Below are 17,870 nucleotides of genomic sequence, written 5' to 3'. Positions count from 1 at the left end.
AGTAAATGGCTTCTTGGACAATTCAGATAAAATTGGACCTATCTGGCGATTTCCGCGGCGCTACAGCCTGATCGTGCCGTCGATGATCTTGGTAAACGTCCCTGAATCGAGCGGGGCATAGGCGCCGGATTTCGGGTCGAGCATGAACAGCGGATCGGAGATCGCAGCCGGATCAAATCCCTCCCGCGCCAGCTCGCCCTTCTTCTGCTTGAACGTCTCGGTCGCATCGAGCTCGCGCGAGATGCGAACGAAGACCGGGCGGGCGTAAGCCGGCAGGCGCTCGGCGAGATGAGCCGGCAACGCGGCGATGTCAAAGCCCTCGTTCACGACGATGGCGCTCATGCCGGCGCGGCCGTCGGTGTCCAAAATGCTGACGCCGTAGGTGGTGGCATCGATCACGCCGGTGAAATCGCGGACGGCGTCATTGACCTCGGAGGTCGCGACGTTCTCGCCCTTCCAGCGGAAGGTATCGCCGATGCGATCGACGAAATGGAAAAAGCCCTGGTCGTCGAGCCGCATCAGATCGCCGGTCCGGAACCAGGCATCGCCCTTGGCGAACACGTCGCGGAGAATCTTCTTCTCGGTTTCGCCGGCGTCGGTATAGCCCTCGAAGCGGCCCCCGCCTTCGTCGGCCGTGCCGATGCGGCCGATCGCTTCGCCGGCTTCGCCGCGGGCGCAGGCGATGCAACAGCCATCTTCATTGCGCAGCGGCGCGCCGCTATCAGGGTCGAGCTTGACGAGGCTCGCCGGAAACCGGTGCGCAAGCAGCGGCGGGATGCGGCCGATCGCGCCTGGCTGGCCCTCGACGTTGAACAGCGAGAAATTGCCTTCGGTCGCGGCGTAGAATTCGAGGATGCGGGGAATGGCGAAGCGCGCCTGGAAATCTTCCCAGATGTCGCCGCGCAAACCATTACCGCAAACGAGCCGCAGCCGGTGGCGGTTCTCGTATTCCGACGGCGGGGCTTTGAGCAGATAGCGGCAGAGCTCGCCAATATACTGGAACAGCGTGCAGTCGTGCCGGACGATGTCGGGCCAGAAATTCGAGGCGGAGAATTTGTCCGCGATCACCACCGAGCCGCCGGCGGCGAGCATGCTGCATGGCGCGACGATGCCGCCGACCGAGTGGAACAGCGGCAGGCAGTCATAGAGCCGGTCCTGCGGCGTGGCGCCGGTGAGACCCGCGAACCAGAAGCCCCAGTTGAGGATGCGGCGATGGCTGATGCTGGCGGCCTTCGGCAGGCCTGTCGTGCCGGAAGTGTAGATCAGCAGCGCGCGGTCATCGATGGTGACGTCGCCGTGCTCGTCCGGCGACAGCGGCGCATCGTCGAGCGCCGCAAGCGCAACGTCGATGGCGCGCTCGCTGCGGACATCGCCGTGGGTCCAGACTTTTGCATCTGACTTCAGATGCGGCTTCGCGCTCTCCAGCGTCTCCGCGAGCTCATGCGCGACGATGATATGCGAGGGCCTTGCGACGCCGATGCAATGCGCGAGCGACGGTCCGACCAGCTTGGTATTGATCAGCGCCACCACGCCGCCGACCCGGCTGATACCGAGCCAGGCCGCGAGATAGTCGATGCCGTTCGGCATGATCAGGGCGACCGTATCGCCCTTGGCGACGCCGACCGAGCGCGCCCAGCGCGCATAGCGGTTGGTCCGCCTCGACAGGCCTTCGTAGTCGAGCGTCGTCTCGTCTGCGACCAGCGCGATGCGATCAGGCTGACACTGCGCCCGATCGTCGACGACGTCGGCGAACAGGCGGCCCGGCAGTGTCTCGATCCGTGCCGTGAGCTCGATGGCTTTCAGCCAGATCTTTGACGCCGAAGGTGCACGCGCGGCCTTTGATTGCTCGATGACGCCGGTAGTCATGCCGTTCATTCTTTCGGAACGTGTCTGCAGGTAGCGGCAGCTTAGCCCGCGCGTCCTGCCCAGGTGTTAAGAGACAAGGTAAAAGCCGGTTAGTGCGCGATTAACTCCAGTCATCCTTTACCAAGCCGACGGGATCGGCGTGCGGCGTGGCGCAATTCTTGCGATAGCAAATCCAGTCATTTCGGGCGCGCTGCGCGCGTCCCCGCTCCCTGGTTGCAGGACGAGCCGAACTGGACACGATGATGATCACCAGACGACATTTCCTTCGGGCCGCCGCCTGCACCGTCGCCACGCTCGCAGCACCGCGCGCCTTTGCGATCGGCAACCCCTCCTATCCCTCGCGCAGCGTGAAATGGGTCGTGCCTTATGCGCCGGGCGGCGCGACCGACGTGCTGTCGCGGCTGCTGTGCCAGCGGCTGTCCGACCGGCTCGGCCAGACTTTCGTGGTCGAGAACAAGCCCGGCGCCGGCAGCAATATCGGGACGCAGACGGTGATCACGTCCGCGCCCGACGGTTACACACTGCTGCTGACCTCGACTGCGAACGCGATCAACGCTTCGTTCGATCCCTCGCTGCCCTATGATTTCGCCAGGGCTATCGCGCCGGTCGCCGGGCTCGCGCGCATTCCGCTGGTGCTGGTCGTCAACAACGACCTGCCGGTGAAGAATATTGCCGACTTCATCGCCTATGCCAAAGCCAACCCGGGCAAGATGTCGATCGCCTCGTCCGGCATCGGCACCTCGCTGCATCTGTCCGGCGAGCTGTTCAAGTCTCTCGCCGGCGTGCAGTTCACCCATGTGCCCTATCGCGGCTCAGCGCCGGGCCTCACCGACGTGATGAGCGGCCAGATCCAGGGCATGTTCGACAACGTCACCTCGTCGTTCGAGCTGGTGCGCGCCGGCAAGCTGCGCGCGCTCGGCGTCACCACGCGCGAGCGCTCGGAGATCCTGCCCGACGTGCCGCCGATCGCGGACACCCTACCCGGCTACGAGACGAGCTCGTTCTACGGCGTCGGCGCGCCGCACGACACGCCGCGCGAGATCGTCGATCTGCTCAATCGCGAGATCGACACCGCGCTGTCCGATGCCGAGATCAAGGCCCGCATCGCCGAGCTCGGCGCGATCCCGCTGCACGGCAACGCCGGCGAGTTCGGCAGCATGCTGAATGCGGAGACCGAGCGCTGGCGCAAGGTTGTGGAATTGTCGGGGATCAAGAAGGAGTAGCGGTGCGGAACGCGGATTGCGTCAAAGCCATCCACACCCACCATTCCTAGCGGCTTGCCGAAATGTCCCGGGCGCGGGCATGTTGCCGCGTCATGACGACCAAATCCCGCGAGCGAATCTATGGTGCGTCCGTCCGGGCGGCGGCAGAACGCGCGGCCGACGTGCGTAAAGAGGCCGATCGTCTCGCCTGCGAAGCCTGGAACCAGCGGATGCTAGGGTTTCAGGGCCCCGCACAGCCCTCACCGACGCTCGGGGACGCACTCAACGCGGGCTACTGCTATCTCGAGGTCAAGTGCCTGGGCTGCGAGACGCATCAGACGGTGGCGCTCGACATCGTCAGGCGGAGGAAGTCGACGCCGATCCACGAGCTTGAGCGGGCCATGTGCTGCCGCCAGTGCTCGGAGCTTGCGGGCCGGCCCTACAAGCGCAGCCATCTGGTTGCGCTCCGCACGACAAAGATCTCCGCAAAAGATCCGCGCTCGAACTGGTGGCCCGGCGAGCGGTGATCGCGCGGAGCTAGCCGCCTCGCCTGTAGCGCGCGCGGGGCAGCGGCGCGTTGACCGGATAATACGGATTGAGATCGCAGCTCGCGGGGCGGCCTGAGGCCGTGGCACGGCACTGCGGCACGGAGATGAAGGAGCAATCGTACCATTCCCCACCGCCGCCATTCGCGCCGGAATAGACGTGCATGCAGACTGGAAAGCGGGGATCGAACGTCTGCGCCCGCGCCGGCGCAGCCGCGATCAATGCACCGGCGATCACCATCAGACCGAATGAGCTGCGCATGACAGGCATCTCTCCAAGCTGCAATCGCGGATCGCTAGTGCTGCTTCCTGTGGCGCTTGCGCGGAGGCGGCGGCGGTTCGTCGAAGGCGTAATAGGGATTGAGGTCGCAGCTTGCCGAGCGGCCGGACGCCGTCGCGCGGCACTGCGGCAGCGAGGTGAAGGAGCAGTCAAAATAGTCGCCGCCACCGCCACCGAAGCCGCCCGGCGTGTAGACGTGCATGCACACCGGGTAGCGCGGATCATAGGTCTGGGCGCGGGCGTCCGCCGCGGCAAACAGCGAAGCAATCGCGGTCAGGGTCAAAATTGGCAGGCGCATCGGGCATTTCCTCGAATCGGCAACAACGGCACGCGGTATGTCATTTCGATATGGCACAATGGCGCGGAAGAAGCGATTGTTCCTGTTCATACCTCTCCCGCTTGTGACGCGCGGCGAAACGGATGAGACTTGGCGCCGCAACAGCATGAAAGCGGGAAGACGCGACGTTTTCGGCCTGCACGGAGCGCATAACTCGCTGCAACTCTCCTCCGACAAAGGTCGCAAACATCCGGTGCAGGAATCCGTTCGCACACCGGCACGAACGGACTAGTCTTTCGAGCACAACGCCGGCCCCGGACCGACGACGTTCCAGGGCAATCAAGAAACAAACGGGCTGAAGGAAACGCACATTCGCGCTCGGGCTCTTTCGGGCGCGGCTCCGCCATGCGCGGGGGAGAAGATGCGCTGGCCCTCTGTGGTCCCAGGGCATGCAAGAGAGCTTCTCGTCTCCGTTCATCCGATACCCGATCGGCACCTCGCTGCTGATGGCGGGCATCCTGTTCGTAGGCCTCGTGGCCTATCCGCTACTGCCGGTTGCACCGCTGCCCCAGGTCGACTTTCCGACCATCCAGGTTTCCGCGTCGCTGCCGGGCGGCAGCCCGGAAACCATGGCCTCCTCGGTCGCACAGCCGCTCGAGCGCCAGCTCGCCCAGATCCCCGGCATCACCCAGATGACCTCGACGAGCTCGCTCGGCTCGGCCTCGATCACCATCCAGTTCGATCTCAACCGCCTGATCGATGCCGCCGCCAATGACGTGCAGGCTGCGATCAACGCGGCGAGCGGGCAATTGCCGAAGAACCTGCCCTCGCCGCCGACCTACCGCAAGGTCAACCCGGCGGACTCCCCGATCATGATCCTGTCGGCGACGTCAGACACGCTGCCGCTGACCACCGTCAGCGACCGCACCGACGCGCAGCTCGCCCAGCAGATCAGCCAGATCCCGGGCGTCGCCCAAGTATTCGTCGGCGGCCAGCAAAAGCCCTCGGTGCGCATCCAGATCGATCCGGCCAAGCTCGTCGCCAAGGGATTGTCGCTGGAGGACGTGCGCAGCCAGATCGCGATCGCCACCGCCGACAGCCCGAAGGGCAACATCGATGGCACGCGGCGCTCCTACACCATCTACGCCAACGACCAGCTGCTCGAGGCGGCGCACTGGAAGGACATCATCGTCGCCTACCGCAACGGCGCACCGTTGCGGATCCGCGACATCGGCGAGGCCGTGTCCGGGCCGGAAGACATGAAGACCGCGGCCTGGGCCGACGGCAAGCGCGGCGTGTTCCTGGTCATCTTCAAGCAGCCCGGCGCCAACGTCATCGAGACCGTCGACCGCATCAAGGAGAAGCTGCCGCGGCTGATCGCAGCGATCCCGCCCGCGATCAAGATCAAGATCATCAGCGACCGCACCATCACCATCCGCGCCGCAGTCGACGACGTGCAGATCACGCTGATGATCACCATCGCGCTGGTGGTGATGGTGATCTTCATCTTCCTGCGCAGCTTCTGGGCCACGATCATCCCGAGCATCACCGTGCCGCTGGCGCTGCTCGGGGCCTGCTCGCTGATGTGGGTGTTCGGCTATTCGCTGGACAATCTGTCGCTGATGGCGCTGACCATCGCGGTAGGCTTCGTGGTGGACGACGCCATCGTGATGCTGGAAAACATCACGCGCTATGTCGAGCGGGGCGAGAGCCCGGTCGCCGCGGCATACAAGGGCGCGGCCGAGATCGGCTTCACCATCGTCTCGATCAGCATCTCGCTGGTCGCGGTGCTGATCCCGCTGCTGCTGATGGGCGGCATCATCGGCCGGCTGTTCCGCGAGTTCGCGGTGACGCTGTCGATGGCGATCTTCGTCTCCCTCGTGGTGTCGCTGACCCTGACGCCGATGATGGCCTCGCGCTTCCTCCGCGCCGACCACGAGGCGCGGCGCGGCCGCTTCTACCAGTGGAGCGAGCGGATGTTCGAGCGCCTGCTCGGCGCCTACGAGCGCGGCCTGGATCTCGCGCTGAAACACAGCTTCGTCACGCTTCTCATCTTCTTCGGCACCGTCGCGCTCTCGGCAGTGCTGTTCATCATGATCCCCAAGGGCTTCTTCCCGCAGCAGGACAACGGCTTCCTCACCGCGGTATCCGAGATGCCGCAGGACATCTCCTTCACCGAGATGAAGCGCCGGCAGGAGGAGCTCAACGCCATCGTGCAGGCCGATCCCGCCGTCGATTCCATCGCGATGTTCATCGGCGGCGGCGGCACGGCGCTGAACTCGGGGCGCATGTATGTCACGCTGAAGCCGATCGGGGAGCGCGATGCCAGTGCGCAAGCGATCATCGCACGGCTGCGGCCGAAGCTTGCCGAGGTCGAGGGCGCTCGCCTCTACATGCAGGCCTCGCAGGACGTGCGGCTCGGCGGGCGCGCCACCCGCACCCAGTTCGAGTTCACGCTCCAGGACGCCAATCTCGCCGAGCTGAACGAGTGGGCGCCGAAGATCCTGGCCGGCATGAGGGGCCTGCCACAACTGCGCGACGTCGCCACCGACCAGCAAACCGAGGGTACGACGCTGCAGCTCAGGATCAATCGCGACACCGCCGCGCGCTACGGCATCCAGCCGCAACTGATCGACGACACGCTCTACGACGCCTTCGGCCAGCGCCAGGTCGCGCAATATTTCACCCAGACCAACAGCTATCACGTGGTGCTCGAGATCACGCCGGCCCTGCAAGGCCAGCTCGAGACGCTGGAGAAGCTCTACATCAAGTCGCCGCTGACCGGGGACCAGGTGCCGCTTTCGGTGATCTGCAACTGGACCAACGTGCCGGTGCGGCCGCTCGCGATCGCGCATCAGGGCCAGTTCCCTGCGGTGACGATCAGCTTCAACCTCGCCGAGGGCGTGGCGCTGGGACAGGCCACCGACGCGGTGCTGCGCGCGGTTGGCGCCATGGGCGCGCCGCCGACACTGTCGACGAGTTTTCAGGGCACCGCGCAGGCGTTCCAGCAATCGCTCGGCACCGTGCCAATGCTGATCCTCGCCGCGCTGGTCGTCGTCTACCTCGTGCTGGGCGTACTCTACGAGAGCTACATCCACCCGCTGACCATCTTGTCGACGCTGCCGTCGGCAGGTGTCGGCGCGATCGCGATCCTGATGATCTTCGGATTCGACTTCAGCCTCATCGCCCTGATCGGGATCATCCTGCTGATCGGGATCGTCAAGAAGAACGGCATCATGATGGTGGACTTCGCCATCGCCGCCGAGCGCGAGCAGCATCTGACACCGGAGCAGTCGATCCGCCAGGCCGCGCTGCTGCGCTTCCGCCCGATCATGATGACGACGATGGCGGCGCTGCTCGGCGGTGTCCCCCTGATGCTCGGCACCGGCACCGGCGCCGAGATCCGCCAGCCGCTCGGCTATGCCATGGTCGGCGGCCTGCTGGTGAGCCAGGCGCTGACGCTGTTCACGACGCCTGTGGTCTATCTCTACCTCGACCGCTTCTCCAACCTGCTGTCACGCTGGATGGACGGGAAGCCGCAGGCCGAGACAGCCAGCGACAAGCAGAAGGATGCGGCGGAGTAGATCCAGAGGCTTTCCACGGAGGGTTCTGGATTGCTTCGTCGCAAGGGCTCCTCGCAATGACGGAGCATGAGGCAGCAGCTTCGTTCATCAGGTGCCGTAGGGTGGGCAAAGCGAAGCGTGCCCACCATCCGCATTTGGTGGGCACGCTTCGCTTTGCCCACCCTACAGGGTCTACGCGGTCTGCGCGCGTGGCAAGCTGCTCCCCATCGCAATGACGACGGAACAAGAGGAGCGTCAGCCCAGCCCCTGCAGCACCAGCCGATTCAGCCTCGCCGCAAACGCCGCCGGATCCTCCGGCAGCTCGCCGTCCAGGATCTGCGCCTGCTCGAGCAGGAGCAGGCTGAGATCGTCGACCGTCTTGGAGCCGGCCTGCGCCTTGGTGATCGCGCTCACCATGGGATGACGCAGATTGATCTCGAGGATCGGCCTGGTGCGCATGCCGCGGTTCTGCTGCGACAGGATGCGCTCGAGCTCGCGGCTCGGGCCCTGGCTGTCGGTGACGAGGCAGGAGGCGGAGCTGGTGAGGCGCGTCGAGGCCTTGACGTCGCTGACGCGCTCGCCCAGCGCGGCCTGTAATCACCGCGACGGTCGCGGCTTCGTCCGCTTCGGGCTCGTCCTTCTTCGCCTCGTCCGCCGCGTCGACGCGCGGGATCAGGTCGAGGTTGAGATCGCCCTGGCTGAGCGACTTCAGCGGCTTTCCGTCGAACTCCGTCGGCATCGAGGTCCAGAACGCGTCGACCGGATCGGACAGCAGCAGCACCTCGATGCCGCGCGCGGTCGCCGCTTCCAGCCGCGGATTGGACTTCAGACGCTCGATGCTGTCGCCGACGAGATAGTAGATCTCGGTCTGGTTCGGCTTGAAATCGGCGACGACCTGCTTCAGCGAGCGCTTCTCGCCCGAGGTGGTGGTGAAGCGCGACAGCGCCAGCAGCTTTTCGCGCCGCTCGAAATCCTCGTAGATGCCTTCCTTCAGCACCGCGCCGAAGGCATCCCAGATCTTTGCAAAGTTGTCCGGATCCTTGTCGGCAAGGCCTTCCAGCTCGGACCCGACGCGGGTCGCCACCGCCTTGCGGATCTGCGCCAGCTGCGGATTGTTCTGCAGCATCTCGCGCGAGATATTGAGCGGTAGGTCCTCGCTGTCGACCACGCCACGAATGAAGCGCAGATAGCCGGGCAACAGATCGGCATCGTCGGTGATGAAGACGCGGCGAACGTAGAGCTTCACCCGGCCCTTGCGGTTCGGCTCGAACAAGTCGAACGGCTTGGTCGAGGGCGCGAACAACAGCACGGCGTAGGAGTAGCGGCCCTCGGCGCGGTAGTGCAGCGTCATCGCGGGATCGTCGAAGGCCGAGGCGATCTGCTGATAGGCCTTCTTGTAGTCTTCCGCCGTCAGCTCGGATTTGGAGCGCTGCCACAGTGCGCTCGCCGAGTTGATCTGGCGCGGCTCGCCCTCTTCGGGCACGAGCTCGATCGGGAACAGGATGTTGTCGGAATAGGCGCTGACGATGCGCTCGATCTCGTACGTCTCGAGATATTTCTTGGCGTCGTCCTTGAGGTGCAGGACGATCTCGGTGCCGCGCGCCACGCGCGCCGCGTCCGCCTCGCCGGCCCGCGCGATCTCGAAGCCGGAGCCGCCGGAGGACGTCCAGGTCCAGACGTCGCTCTCGCCGGCGCGACGGCTGATGACGGCGATCCTGTCGGCGACCATAAAGGCGGAATAGAAGCCGACGCCGAACTGGCCGATCAGGCCGAGGCCGTCCTTGGCCTCCTTCAGCTTCGACACGAAGGCCTTGGTGCCGGAGCGGGCGATGGTGCCGAGATGGTCGATCAGCTCCTGCCGCTCCATGCCGATGCCGTTATCGGCGATCGTCAGCGTTCCGGCCGCCTTGTTCGGGATGATACGGATCTTGAGCGCGTCGCCTTCGCCCAGCAGCGCCGGACTTGCGATCGCCTCATAGCGCAGCTTGTCGCAGGCGTCCGAGGCGTTGGAGACGAGCTCGCGCAGGAAGATGTCGGTCTCCGAATAGACGGAGTGCACCATGAGGTGCAACAGCTCGGAAACCTCGGCCTGGAATGGCTGCGTATGCACAGCCGTATCTGACGTCGTCATGCGTTTACCCGGTCAATCAAAGGGAAAGCCGGGATATAACGCGATCGGACAACGGATCAAGAGGATGTGAGCGCCGTGACGACGCCGGTCCTTCGGCCAGGCGCGATCAGGTCACGCAGCGACCTGGCTGGAGCAGCCTTGCGACCTCGGTCAGCGAGCTGACCATCGGCTCGCAGGCGATCGTCGGCTTGGGGCGGCCCTGCTTCTGGTCCTTGCCCTTGAGCAGCACCGGCGGCGGCTTGGCATTGCCGGTCTCGATCACCGCGGGGACCCGCAGCAGCACCGACGTGTCGGCAAGGTCGTTCAGCCGCATCGACACGGTGCGGGTGGGAACCGGGGCGGCCTTGACCTCGGCGAGACGGTCGGCCTTGCTGGCGCGATTGACGTTGTGGCCCGGCTTGTCGGCAACCGCCTGCCAGCGGTCGGCCAGATCGTGGCCGGAGGCCAGCTGCACCGCGCCGACCTGGACCGCACCGAGCGTTGCGGCAATTGCGACGGCGCCCAAAAATATCTTTTGAATCTGTGACATGGCTAAATATCCCTCGCCCCATGGCGATCGCGGGAACAACGCGACGAGAGGACCGGGAGTTCTCAGCCGTTAAGATCACTTAACCGTGTGCGCAAATCACCGAAGGCGGCACAAAAAATTTCGCTACCGCCTGGAACGACTTTCGCGCCCGGGAGTCGTCTCAGCAGCCGGCTATTCCCCCCTGCCCCATAAGCCGGCGACGTAGGGCGCGACTGTGGTGATGCCAGTCGCGCCTTACTTTTTTCGGAAGATCGGGGGGATAAATCCGCCCCAGCAAACGTCCGGTCGGTCTCAGCCGCGCGCACCGCCTCGCTCGAAAAGCGCCCCGCCCGGCCTGAAGGTGCGTCCTGGCGCCGCAGGCCGTCGCGGTCGATCACGGCCTACCGGCGGTCGGCCGCACTGCGACCATGAGCACAGCGCGGGCGCAATCATCCGACAGCGACCGGGCTCCGGGAAACCTAATCGAGCGTTTGCAGATAGGCGTAGACTGTCTTCGATCCCACGCGGCCCGTTCCAACCAACTCGCTTTTCAGCTTCTGCGCTGCAAAGGTCGACGGCTCTTGCTCGGTCAATACAATGACGCGGCTGTCTCTAATGTCCGCGTGGTCAGATTGCAGGAAGCTTCTGTAACGATCAATCGCCCGCGGGATGTCTCGGACGATCTCATCCGTACGGGTATTCTTGCCATCAGAAGCCGCAGCATAGGCATCCTGGGTGCTGTACAAATATGCCAGGTAGTAGCCTCCCTGCTGCAGGGCTTCTTTCGTCACGATCTTCTGCGCGTCCTCGGGACTTGTTCCCAAGCGCCACCAATATTCAAACAGAATTGGCTCGACAGGGCTGATCGACGGCACGCCACCTGGCGGAATTCGTGAGATACAGCATGGCCCTCCTGGCATGTACAGCTTTGCCAGGTTGAGGACGTAATCGTATTGAGAATTTGTGCGCACGTTGAAAATCGGGACGAGCTCTGCCGGGTGTAGCAGGACTCGATTTACGTCCGGATGCGTTTTCCTGGCAGCATCGACGGCCTGCATGCTTGCGAACACTGCAGGTGTGTTCGTTGCATTCCAATACACCATCGCCGTTCTGTCGGCGTTGATCACCACGAGGGCGATCACCAGGGCAATACCGGGGCCTGCCCATCGAAAGATCCGGTTCATCCAGAGAGCTTGTTTCGGAAGTGTGCAGAGCAACGCGACGCCAAGAGCCAAAAATTGATAGTTGACATTCCGCTCCCAGTCCCGAGTGCCGATTGTGAGCCCGGTGATCACTTGCTGGTTGCTCACGATGATAGGTATCGCAAGGAAGCCGATTGCCAACCATGCGGCTCGTTCGGCGGGCCGCTTCACCGCTGTCCAGATTGCCAACGGCACCACAATCAGTCCGCACACCAACAACGCAGGAGTTACGGCTGGAAGCCGCGTCGTGTAGACAGGTAAAGCCCCTTTGGCCTTTGCCAGCGAGACACCGGCGAAAATCGCGCACGCAGTCAAAACGATTGCGGCCAAACGGATGGCTAAATCCCGCCTGACGAAGAAGAAGCTAACGAGAGTAACCCACACGGCCATGAGCAGCGAAGGGAAAGCGATGTAGGTGTACGTGAAAGGAAACAGAACGCCCAAACTCGCGATGCCCGCGAGGGCAGCGCCGGACCGGCGATCGTCTTTTGCAATTCGAAGCAAGAAACCAAGAAAAGCAAATACAACCGCGTAGCTAAGCTGCGGTTCGGGTGTTCTCAAAATCGTAAGATAGCTAGTCGTGGCGTCTGGCACCACTCCTGCACCAAAGAACTTCCTGAACCCCTCCAGCCATGTGTAATTCCAGACGGAGACATTGGCGAGCGAGAACAAGTCCTGACCAAAGAGAAGCAGCAAGGTCAGCACGGCCCTGCCTCGCCAAGAGACCAGGATCGAACTCGCGAGATAATAAGCCGCGACTACGCTGATGGCCGGAAAAATCGCATCGGCCAGGATCATCGTCCAATCAATCGAATGGTTGGTCAGCGCGAACATGGCCGCGAAAATGTAGTGACTTAGCGCACGGCCAATCTCAAAGTAGTTCGAGACCATATAGACAAGGTAAGTATCTTCGTCGAAGCCCATCTGAAAGAATGCAACCTGCCCAACCTGGCGACTCAAGAGCAGGTGCGGCACGAGTGCCAGCGCCATAGCGAAAAGAATCACGATGCTGCAGGCAGCCAAATCGTCAGAGTGAGAGTATTTCGATCCCGGCAAGTACCTCGCAATTTTCACTGACTTCTCCGCTCAGACGATACAACTGGCACGCGATTTGCGTACCACCGAAAGTTCGCACCAGCAAGACTGCGCAGCACCGCGCCCACAAGCCGCGGCTGCGCGGGGCAATCATGAGCCGTTAGTTAGTTTCCATCGTGCCGGTTGCGACGACGGTTGCCATCGCCGATGATGGTGTTGTCGTATGCGCTCGGCAATCGGATGAGCGGCAGCGACGTTATCGTTGCACTGGGCGCGCTGCAATCTGCTCGCGCATCAGCCGCGCGACGACGTTCGAGAACTGGTGCGCCGTCGCGCTCGCGGTCGCCTTCGCCCGGCAGCAAGGGCCGGATGTGCTTTCATGACTGCTGGCGATGAACCCCGGAATGAACAGCGCGACTGTGGTGATGCCAGTCGCGCCTTACTTTTGTCTGGGGCTCACTTTTGCTTCAAGTTATTTGGCCTTCCCCGCCAGCCACTCCCGCCCTTCGGCATAAAGCTTCTCGACCTCGGGCCCGATCAGGCCGGGCATGTCGCGCTTGACCTTGTAGCCGATCAGCTCCTGCATGTAGGCGAGGTGGCGGTAGCCTTCGGGCAGTGCGGCCAGCGCTTGCTGGTCAAGCCGGAGTGTTGCCGCGGGATCGACCGGATCGATGCGGTCCTTCTCGTAGATCGGCTGGCGGCGGACGATGCCCCATTGGCCTCGCCGCTTCTCCAGGAAATCGTAGAAGCGGCCGGTGCAGACGACGTCGCAGAGCACGTCATGCACCAGGGCACGCTGCGAGATCGTCATCTTGGTCTGGGCGATCGCGCGCTCGCCCGCGAGGTCGATGCTGGAGCCGCCGAGGAAATGCAGGATGCGCACGCCCCTGGCAAAGCCCTCCTGGCTGACGCGCATGAAATCCCGCGCCGGTCCCTGAAACCAGGTCGCGGACATCCAGCCCTCTTCGTGCCAGACCGTGGCAAAACGCTCCCAGTCACCGGCATCGCGCCACACCGCCCAGTTCTCGACGAGGTCGCGGATGGCGAGACGATCGAGCAGTTGCTGGTCCATGGTGCGTATCTCCGATTGGGATCGATGCCGAGGTATGAGCGGCGAATTCGATGCGCGTCAAGCGCGGCAGGCAGACATGAAAAATCCGGCGTGCCTTGCAGCACGCCGGATCGATCACTTCGCCAAATAACGCGTTATCAGGCCGCGGGCGCCTTCTTACGCCGCGGGCGCCCTTCTTACGCCGCGGGCGCCTTGGGCGTGCGGTTGCGCGAGTTGCGCTGGAAGAACAACGCCTGGCTCGCCACCGCCGAGACCATTGCGGGCTGGAACGGCTTTGAGATCAGGAACGCCGGCTCGGGGCGCTCGCCGGTGAGGAAGCGCTCGGGGTAGGCGGTGATGAACACCACCGGCACCTCGAAGGTGCGCAGCAGCTCGTTGACGGCGTCGAGGCCCGACGAGCCGTCGGCGAGCTGGATGTCGGCGAGGATCAGGCCAGGCCGCTTGTTCTTGGCCAGCGCCACCGCATCGGCATGGGTGCGCGCGACGCCGACGACGTTGTGGCCGAGGTTCTTCACCAGGCTTTCGAGGTCCATGGCGATGAAGGTCTCGTCCTCGATGATCAGCACGTCGGTGGCGATCTCGGCCGCCATCTCGCGTCCGGCGGCATCGGCCAGCCGCCGCGTCTCGCCAACGTCAGTGCCGAGGATGTAGGCGACTTCCTCTTCCGAAAATCCCTCGAGCGAGAGTAGCAGGAAGGCCTGCCGCGGCAGCGGCGTGATGTTCGACAGCCGCCGCTCCGGCGGCATCGGCAGCGTCGTCACCTCGGCATCATCGTTGACCGAGACGGAATTCCAGATCTGGGTGAACAGCCGGAACAGACCGGCGCGCGGCCCGTGGCTCTCGTCGAGCACCGACGGATCCCCCAGCATGGCTTCCAACATGGCTGCGACATAGGCGTCACCGGAGGCCTGGCTGCCCGTCAGGGCGCGGGCGTAGCGGCGCAACAGCGGCAAGTGTTCAGCAACAAGCTGTGAACGGGACATCCCCACTCCATTCATCTTCGGGCCAGCCTTAGATCCAACCCTGAGGTCAGGCGATACGCGGGGGGGCCCGGGTTCCCCTGCTGGGCTGTTTACGCATCAGGCCAATAAAAGTTCCGCAAAGCGCGGAACTTTTTATCTCACGTCGCATTGTGCCTATCCAGGGAACGGCTCCCGGTTGAGAAAACTTCTCTATTTTACAGTCACTTAACTCGGGGAAACGTGGAACAGGTCATGAAAGATCTCAAATCTCAAGCCAGCAAAAGCACGACCCCCGGCAAGGGAGGGCTCACTCCGGAGATTCAATCCCGGATCGGGCATCAGCTCCGCGCCATGTACGACGACGTCGTGCGGCAGGGGGTTCCCGACCGGTTCGCGGAGCTCATCAAAAAGCTTGATGCGCCGGGAGGGATATCTCAAAGCGAGAATGTTGCTGGGGGCTCCAACGACAACAACAATGGGAGGGATTAATGCCTCTCACGGACTCCCTGCGTAACGACATCCTGGCGGCCGTGCCGAGTCTGCGCGCGTTCGCCATCTCGCTCAGCGGCAATGCGGACCGCGCCGACGACTTGGTGCAGGAGACGCTGCTGCGCGCGCTCGCCAACATCGACTCGTTTCAGCCCGGCTCCAATCTGCCGGCGTGGCTGTTCACGATCCTGCGCAACCTGTTCCGCTCCGACTATCGCAAGCGGCGGCGGGAAGTCGAGGATGCCGAGGGCAATTACGCCAAGACGCTGAAGACGCAGCCGTCGCAGAACGCGCATCTCGAGTTCGAGGAATTCCGTACCGCGCTCGACAAGCTTCCGCAGGACCAGCGCGAAGCCTTGATCCTGGTCGGTGCCTCGGGCTTCTCCTATGAGGACGCGGCTTCGATCTGCGGCTGCGCGGTCGGCACCATCAAGAGCCGCGTCAATCGCGCGCGCTCCAAGCTCGCCGCGCTGCTCTATGTCGACGGTGCCGAAGATTTCGGGCCCGACGAGACCGTGCGGGCCGTGATCGGCGGCAGCGGCGGCTAGCGGCCCGCGTCAATCGGACCAAACGACAGCTGCAAAGGCGGCCGTTTCTGCGGCCGCCTTTGCTTGCGTGGATTTCAGTGTTTTCCGCGAATAGCCGCCGGATCACTCCTCGACGAAGGTCACCGTGTCCGCCACGTTCGCGCGCGAGGTGCGGTAGCTGTTGACCTTGTGGGCGTTGTCGGCATAGCCGAACGAGATGCCGCAGACGACGCGGCGATCGTCGGGCAGATTGAAGTGGCGGCGGATCAGGCCGGAGTGACGCGCCAGCGCCGCCTGCGGAATGGTGCCGAGCCCGAGCGCCTGCGCGGCCAGCATGAAGTTCGAGACATAAGCCCCGCAATCGATCGCACCGTAGATGCCGAGCGGCTCGTTGGTGTGGATGATGGCCACGTGCGGCGCGCCGAAGAAATTGTAGTTCTCCAGCGCCTGTTTGGCGTAAGCGCTTCTGTCGCCGCGGGCGATGCCGAGCGTGTTGTAGAGCTGGAAGCCGCTCTCGCGGCGGCGCTCCAGATAGACCCCGACATATTCGCGCGGCGGGGTGAAATCGTAGTCGTCGCCGAGCCCGCGCGACGCTTCCTTGTAGATCAGCTTGCGGAAGCGCTCCTTGGCCTCGCCGCTGGCGATGATGACCTGCCAGGGCTGGCTGTTGCACCAGGACGCGGTGCGCTGCGCGGTGGTCAGCACATGCTCGATGGTCGCGCGGTCGACTTCCCTGGGATGGAAAGCGCGGACGGAGTAGCGCTCGTTGAGGAGCTCCTCAAGCACGCCGATGCGGTCATTCTGTTTCACTTGTGCGTCCATGGATCAGCTCGCGCTCTTTCGTAGGGTGGGCAAAGGCGCATCGCGCCGTGCCCACGGACAGACTTACTCCGGCGCATCCGCATATGGTGAGCACGCCTCGCTTTGCCCACCCTACGAGATGCAGCGAGAGGCGAGATCACCGCCCCTTGGTCGGGATCTTGTTATACGGCACATCCTTGTCGACACGGATATCACCCGGCAATCCCAGCACGCGCTCGGCGATGATGTTGCGCAGGATCTCGTCGGTGCCGCCGGCGATGCGCATCGAGGGCGAGGACAGAAGCATCTGCTTGAACTGGCCCTGCACTGTCTCCTCATCGTTGCCGGTGAGGACACCAGCCGCGCCCTGCAGGTCCATCGCATAGGTCGCGATGTCCTGCAGCATCATGCCCGAGACCAGCTTGCCGATCGAATTCTCCGGCCCCGGCCGTTCGCCCTTCGACAGCGCCGAGATCGTGCGGTAGCTGGTGTATTTCAGCCCGCTCGACTTCGCCGCCCAGCTTGCAAGCTTCGAACGCACCGCGGGATCGTCGATGGCGAGGCCATCCTCCAGCATCAGGTTCGAGCAGAACTCGAACATTTCAGGGACGCCGGTCGCAAGCCGCGCACCGATCGACATGCGCTCGTTCATCAACGTCGTCAGCGACACGCTCCAGCCCTCACCGACGGCTCCTAACCGCTGGCTGTCGGGGATCACCACATCGGTGAAATAGACTTCGTTGAACTCCTGCATGCCGTTGGCCTGCTTGATCGGGCGGACCTCGACGCCCGGGCTCTTCATGTCAAGGAAGAACATGGTGAGGCCCTTGTGCTTGGGCACGTTGGGATCGGTGCGCGCGATCAGAAGGCCATAGTTGGAGTAGTGCGCGCCCGAGGTCCAGATCTTCTGGCCGTTGACGACCCAATTGTCGCCCTTCTTCTCCGCGCGGGTGCGAAGGCCCGCGACATCGGAGCCGGCCGACGGCTCGGAGAAGAGCTGGCACCAGATCTCCTCGCCCGAGGCGAGTTTTGGCAAATACCGGCGCTTGGCGTCCTCGCTGCCGAAGGCCATCACGGTCGGGCCGCACATGCCCTCCCCGATCTGGAACGGCTGCGTCAGCTTGCCGTAGACGCCTTCTTCCTGCTGCCAGATCACGCGCTCGATCGGGGTCGCGCCACGGCCGCCATACTCCTTTGGCCAGTGCAGGCAGGCCCAATTGCCTTCGAACTTCTTCTTCTGCCAGGCCTTGCCGACATCGACGATGTCGTGCTTGGCAAGCCGGATGCGGCCAAGCGAGGATTTTGACAGCTCGGCATGCAGCTCCTTCGGCGCATTGGCCTCGACCCATTTGCGCGCGGTCTCGCGGAAGGCGGCTTCCTGCGGGGTGTCGTCGAAATTCATGGCGGACC

14 protein-coding genes and 1 pseudogene are annotated in these 17,870 nt (G+C 63.8%); 5 read left to right on the top strand and 10 right to left on the bottom strand.

The window, feature by feature from the left end:
- Positions 1–60 precede the first annotated feature (60 nt).
- Entirely contained in the window at positions 61–1,875 is a 1,815-nt protein-coding gene (locus FOM02_RS15235; RefSeq protein WP_027562873.1) for a long-chain-acyl-CoA synthetase, read from the bottom strand.
- A gap of 233 nt (positions 1,876–2,108) precedes the next feature.
- On the opposite strand from FOM02_RS15235, the gene FOM02_RS15230 reads away from it, so the two are divergent.
- Together FOM02_RS15230 and FOM02_RS15225 are read left to right on the top strand one after the other, a co-directional pair.
- Complete coding sequence (locus FOM02_RS15230; protein WP_027562872.1) at positions 2,109–3,089, top strand: Bug family tripartite tricarboxylate transporter substrate binding protein; 981 nt, start codon at positions 2,109–2,111, stop codon at positions 3,087–3,089.
- A gap of 92 nt (positions 3,090–3,181) precedes the next feature.
- Positions 3,182–3,595 carry a hypothetical protein gene (locus FOM02_RS15225; protein WP_027562871.1) on the top strand — a complete coding sequence of 138 codons (414 nt, stop codon included), beginning with the start codon at positions 3,182–3,184 and terminating at the stop codon, positions 3,593–3,595.
- A gap of 10 nt (positions 3,596–3,605) precedes the next feature.
- Here FOM02_RS15225 and FOM02_RS15220 read toward each other — a convergent pair whose 3' ends face one another.
- Together FOM02_RS15220 and FOM02_RS15215 are read right to left on the bottom strand one after the other, a co-directional pair.
- Positions 3,606–3,875, bottom strand: coding sequence for a DUF3551 domain-containing protein (locus tag FOM02_RS15220; RefSeq protein WP_027562870.1), 270 nt, complete (start codon positions 3,873–3,875; stop codon positions 3,606–3,608).
- Between the two features lie 34 nt (positions 3,876–3,909).
- A complete protein-coding gene (locus FOM02_RS15215; RefSeq protein ID WP_027562869.1) occupies positions 3,910–4,191 on the bottom strand; it encodes a DUF3551 domain-containing protein in 282 nt (93 codons plus the stop codon).
- A 428-nt stretch (positions 4,192–4,619) separates the two neighbouring features.
- On the opposite strand from FOM02_RS15215, the gene FOM02_RS15210 reads away from it, so the two are divergent.
- Positions 4,620–7,754 (top strand): multidrug efflux RND transporter permease subunit, encoded by a 3,135-nt coding sequence (locus FOM02_RS15210; RefSeq protein WP_265441856.1) that lies wholly within the window; start codon positions 4,620–4,622, stop codon positions 7,752–7,754.
- Between the two features lie 234 nt (positions 7,755–7,988).
- Here FOM02_RS15210 and htpG read toward each other — a convergent pair.
- From htpG to FOM02_RS15185, 5 genes and pseudogenes are all read right to left on the bottom strand, one after another.
- Positions 7,989–9,864, bottom strand: a pseudogene (gene htpG, locus FOM02_RS15205) (molecular chaperone HtpG).
- Between the two features lie 106 nt (positions 9,865–9,970).
- Positions 9,971–10,393: a hypothetical protein gene (locus tag FOM02_RS15200; RefSeq protein ID WP_027562866.1), complete on the bottom strand. Its 423-nt coding sequence runs from the start codon at positions 10,391–10,393 to the stop codon at positions 9,971–9,973.
- A gap of 458 nt (positions 10,394–10,851) precedes the next feature.
- Positions 10,852–12,648 (bottom strand): hypothetical protein, encoded by a 1,797-nt coding sequence (locus FOM02_RS15195; RefSeq protein ID WP_141263229.1) that lies wholly within the window; start codon positions 12,646–12,648, stop codon positions 10,852–10,854.
- A gap of 433 nt (positions 12,649–13,081) precedes the next feature.
- Positions 13,082–13,681 (bottom strand): nuclear transport factor 2 family protein, encoded by a 600-nt coding sequence (locus FOM02_RS15190; protein WP_027562864.1) that lies wholly within the window; start codon positions 13,679–13,681, stop codon positions 13,082–13,084.
- Positions 13,682–13,857: 176 nt separating this feature from the next.
- Positions 13,858–14,664, bottom strand: coding sequence for a response regulator (locus tag FOM02_RS15185; RefSeq protein WP_027562863.1), 807 nt, complete (start codon positions 14,662–14,664; stop codon positions 13,858–13,860).
- 231 nt (positions 14,665–14,895) lie between these two features.
- Between FOM02_RS15185 and FOM02_RS15180 the strand changes: the two genes are divergently transcribed.
- The gene (locus tag FOM02_RS15180; RefSeq protein WP_027562862.1) at positions 14,896–15,132 is read left to right on the top strand and encodes a NepR family anti-sigma factor; all 237 of its coding nucleotides are present in this window, start codon (positions 14,896–14,898) and stop codon (positions 15,130–15,132) included.
- The gene (locus FOM02_RS15175) at positions 15,132–15,680 is read left to right on the top strand and encodes a sigma-70 family RNA polymerase sigma factor (protein WP_018316216.1); all 549 of its coding nucleotides are present in this window, start codon (positions 15,132–15,134) and stop codon (positions 15,678–15,680) included. The genes FOM02_RS15180 and FOM02_RS15175 overlap by 1 nt, the downstream gene beginning before the upstream one ends.
- A 102-nt stretch (positions 15,681–15,782) precedes the next feature.
- Here the strand turns inward: FOM02_RS15175 and FOM02_RS15170 are convergent, their stop codons facing one another.
- Positions 15,783–16,481, bottom strand: a complete 699-nt coding sequence (locus tag FOM02_RS15170) for a nitroreductase (protein ID WP_027562861.1) — start codon at positions 16,479–16,481, stop codon at positions 15,783–15,785.
- 136 nt (positions 16,482–16,617) lie between these two features.
- Positions 16,618–17,862, bottom strand: coding sequence for an acyl-CoA dehydrogenase (locus tag FOM02_RS15165; protein WP_027562860.1), 1,245 nt, complete (start codon positions 17,860–17,862; stop codon positions 16,618–16,620).
- Positions 17,863–17,870 lie beyond the last annotated feature (8 nt).

Source organism: Bradyrhizobium sp. SEMIA (assembly GCF_014844175.1).
Classification (GTDB): Bacteria; Pseudomonadota; Alphaproteobacteria; order Rhizobiales; family Xanthobacteraceae; genus Bradyrhizobium; species Bradyrhizobium arachidis.
Note: the sequence above shows the minus strand (reverse complement) of the source record. Positions and strands in the feature narration are given on the sequence as shown.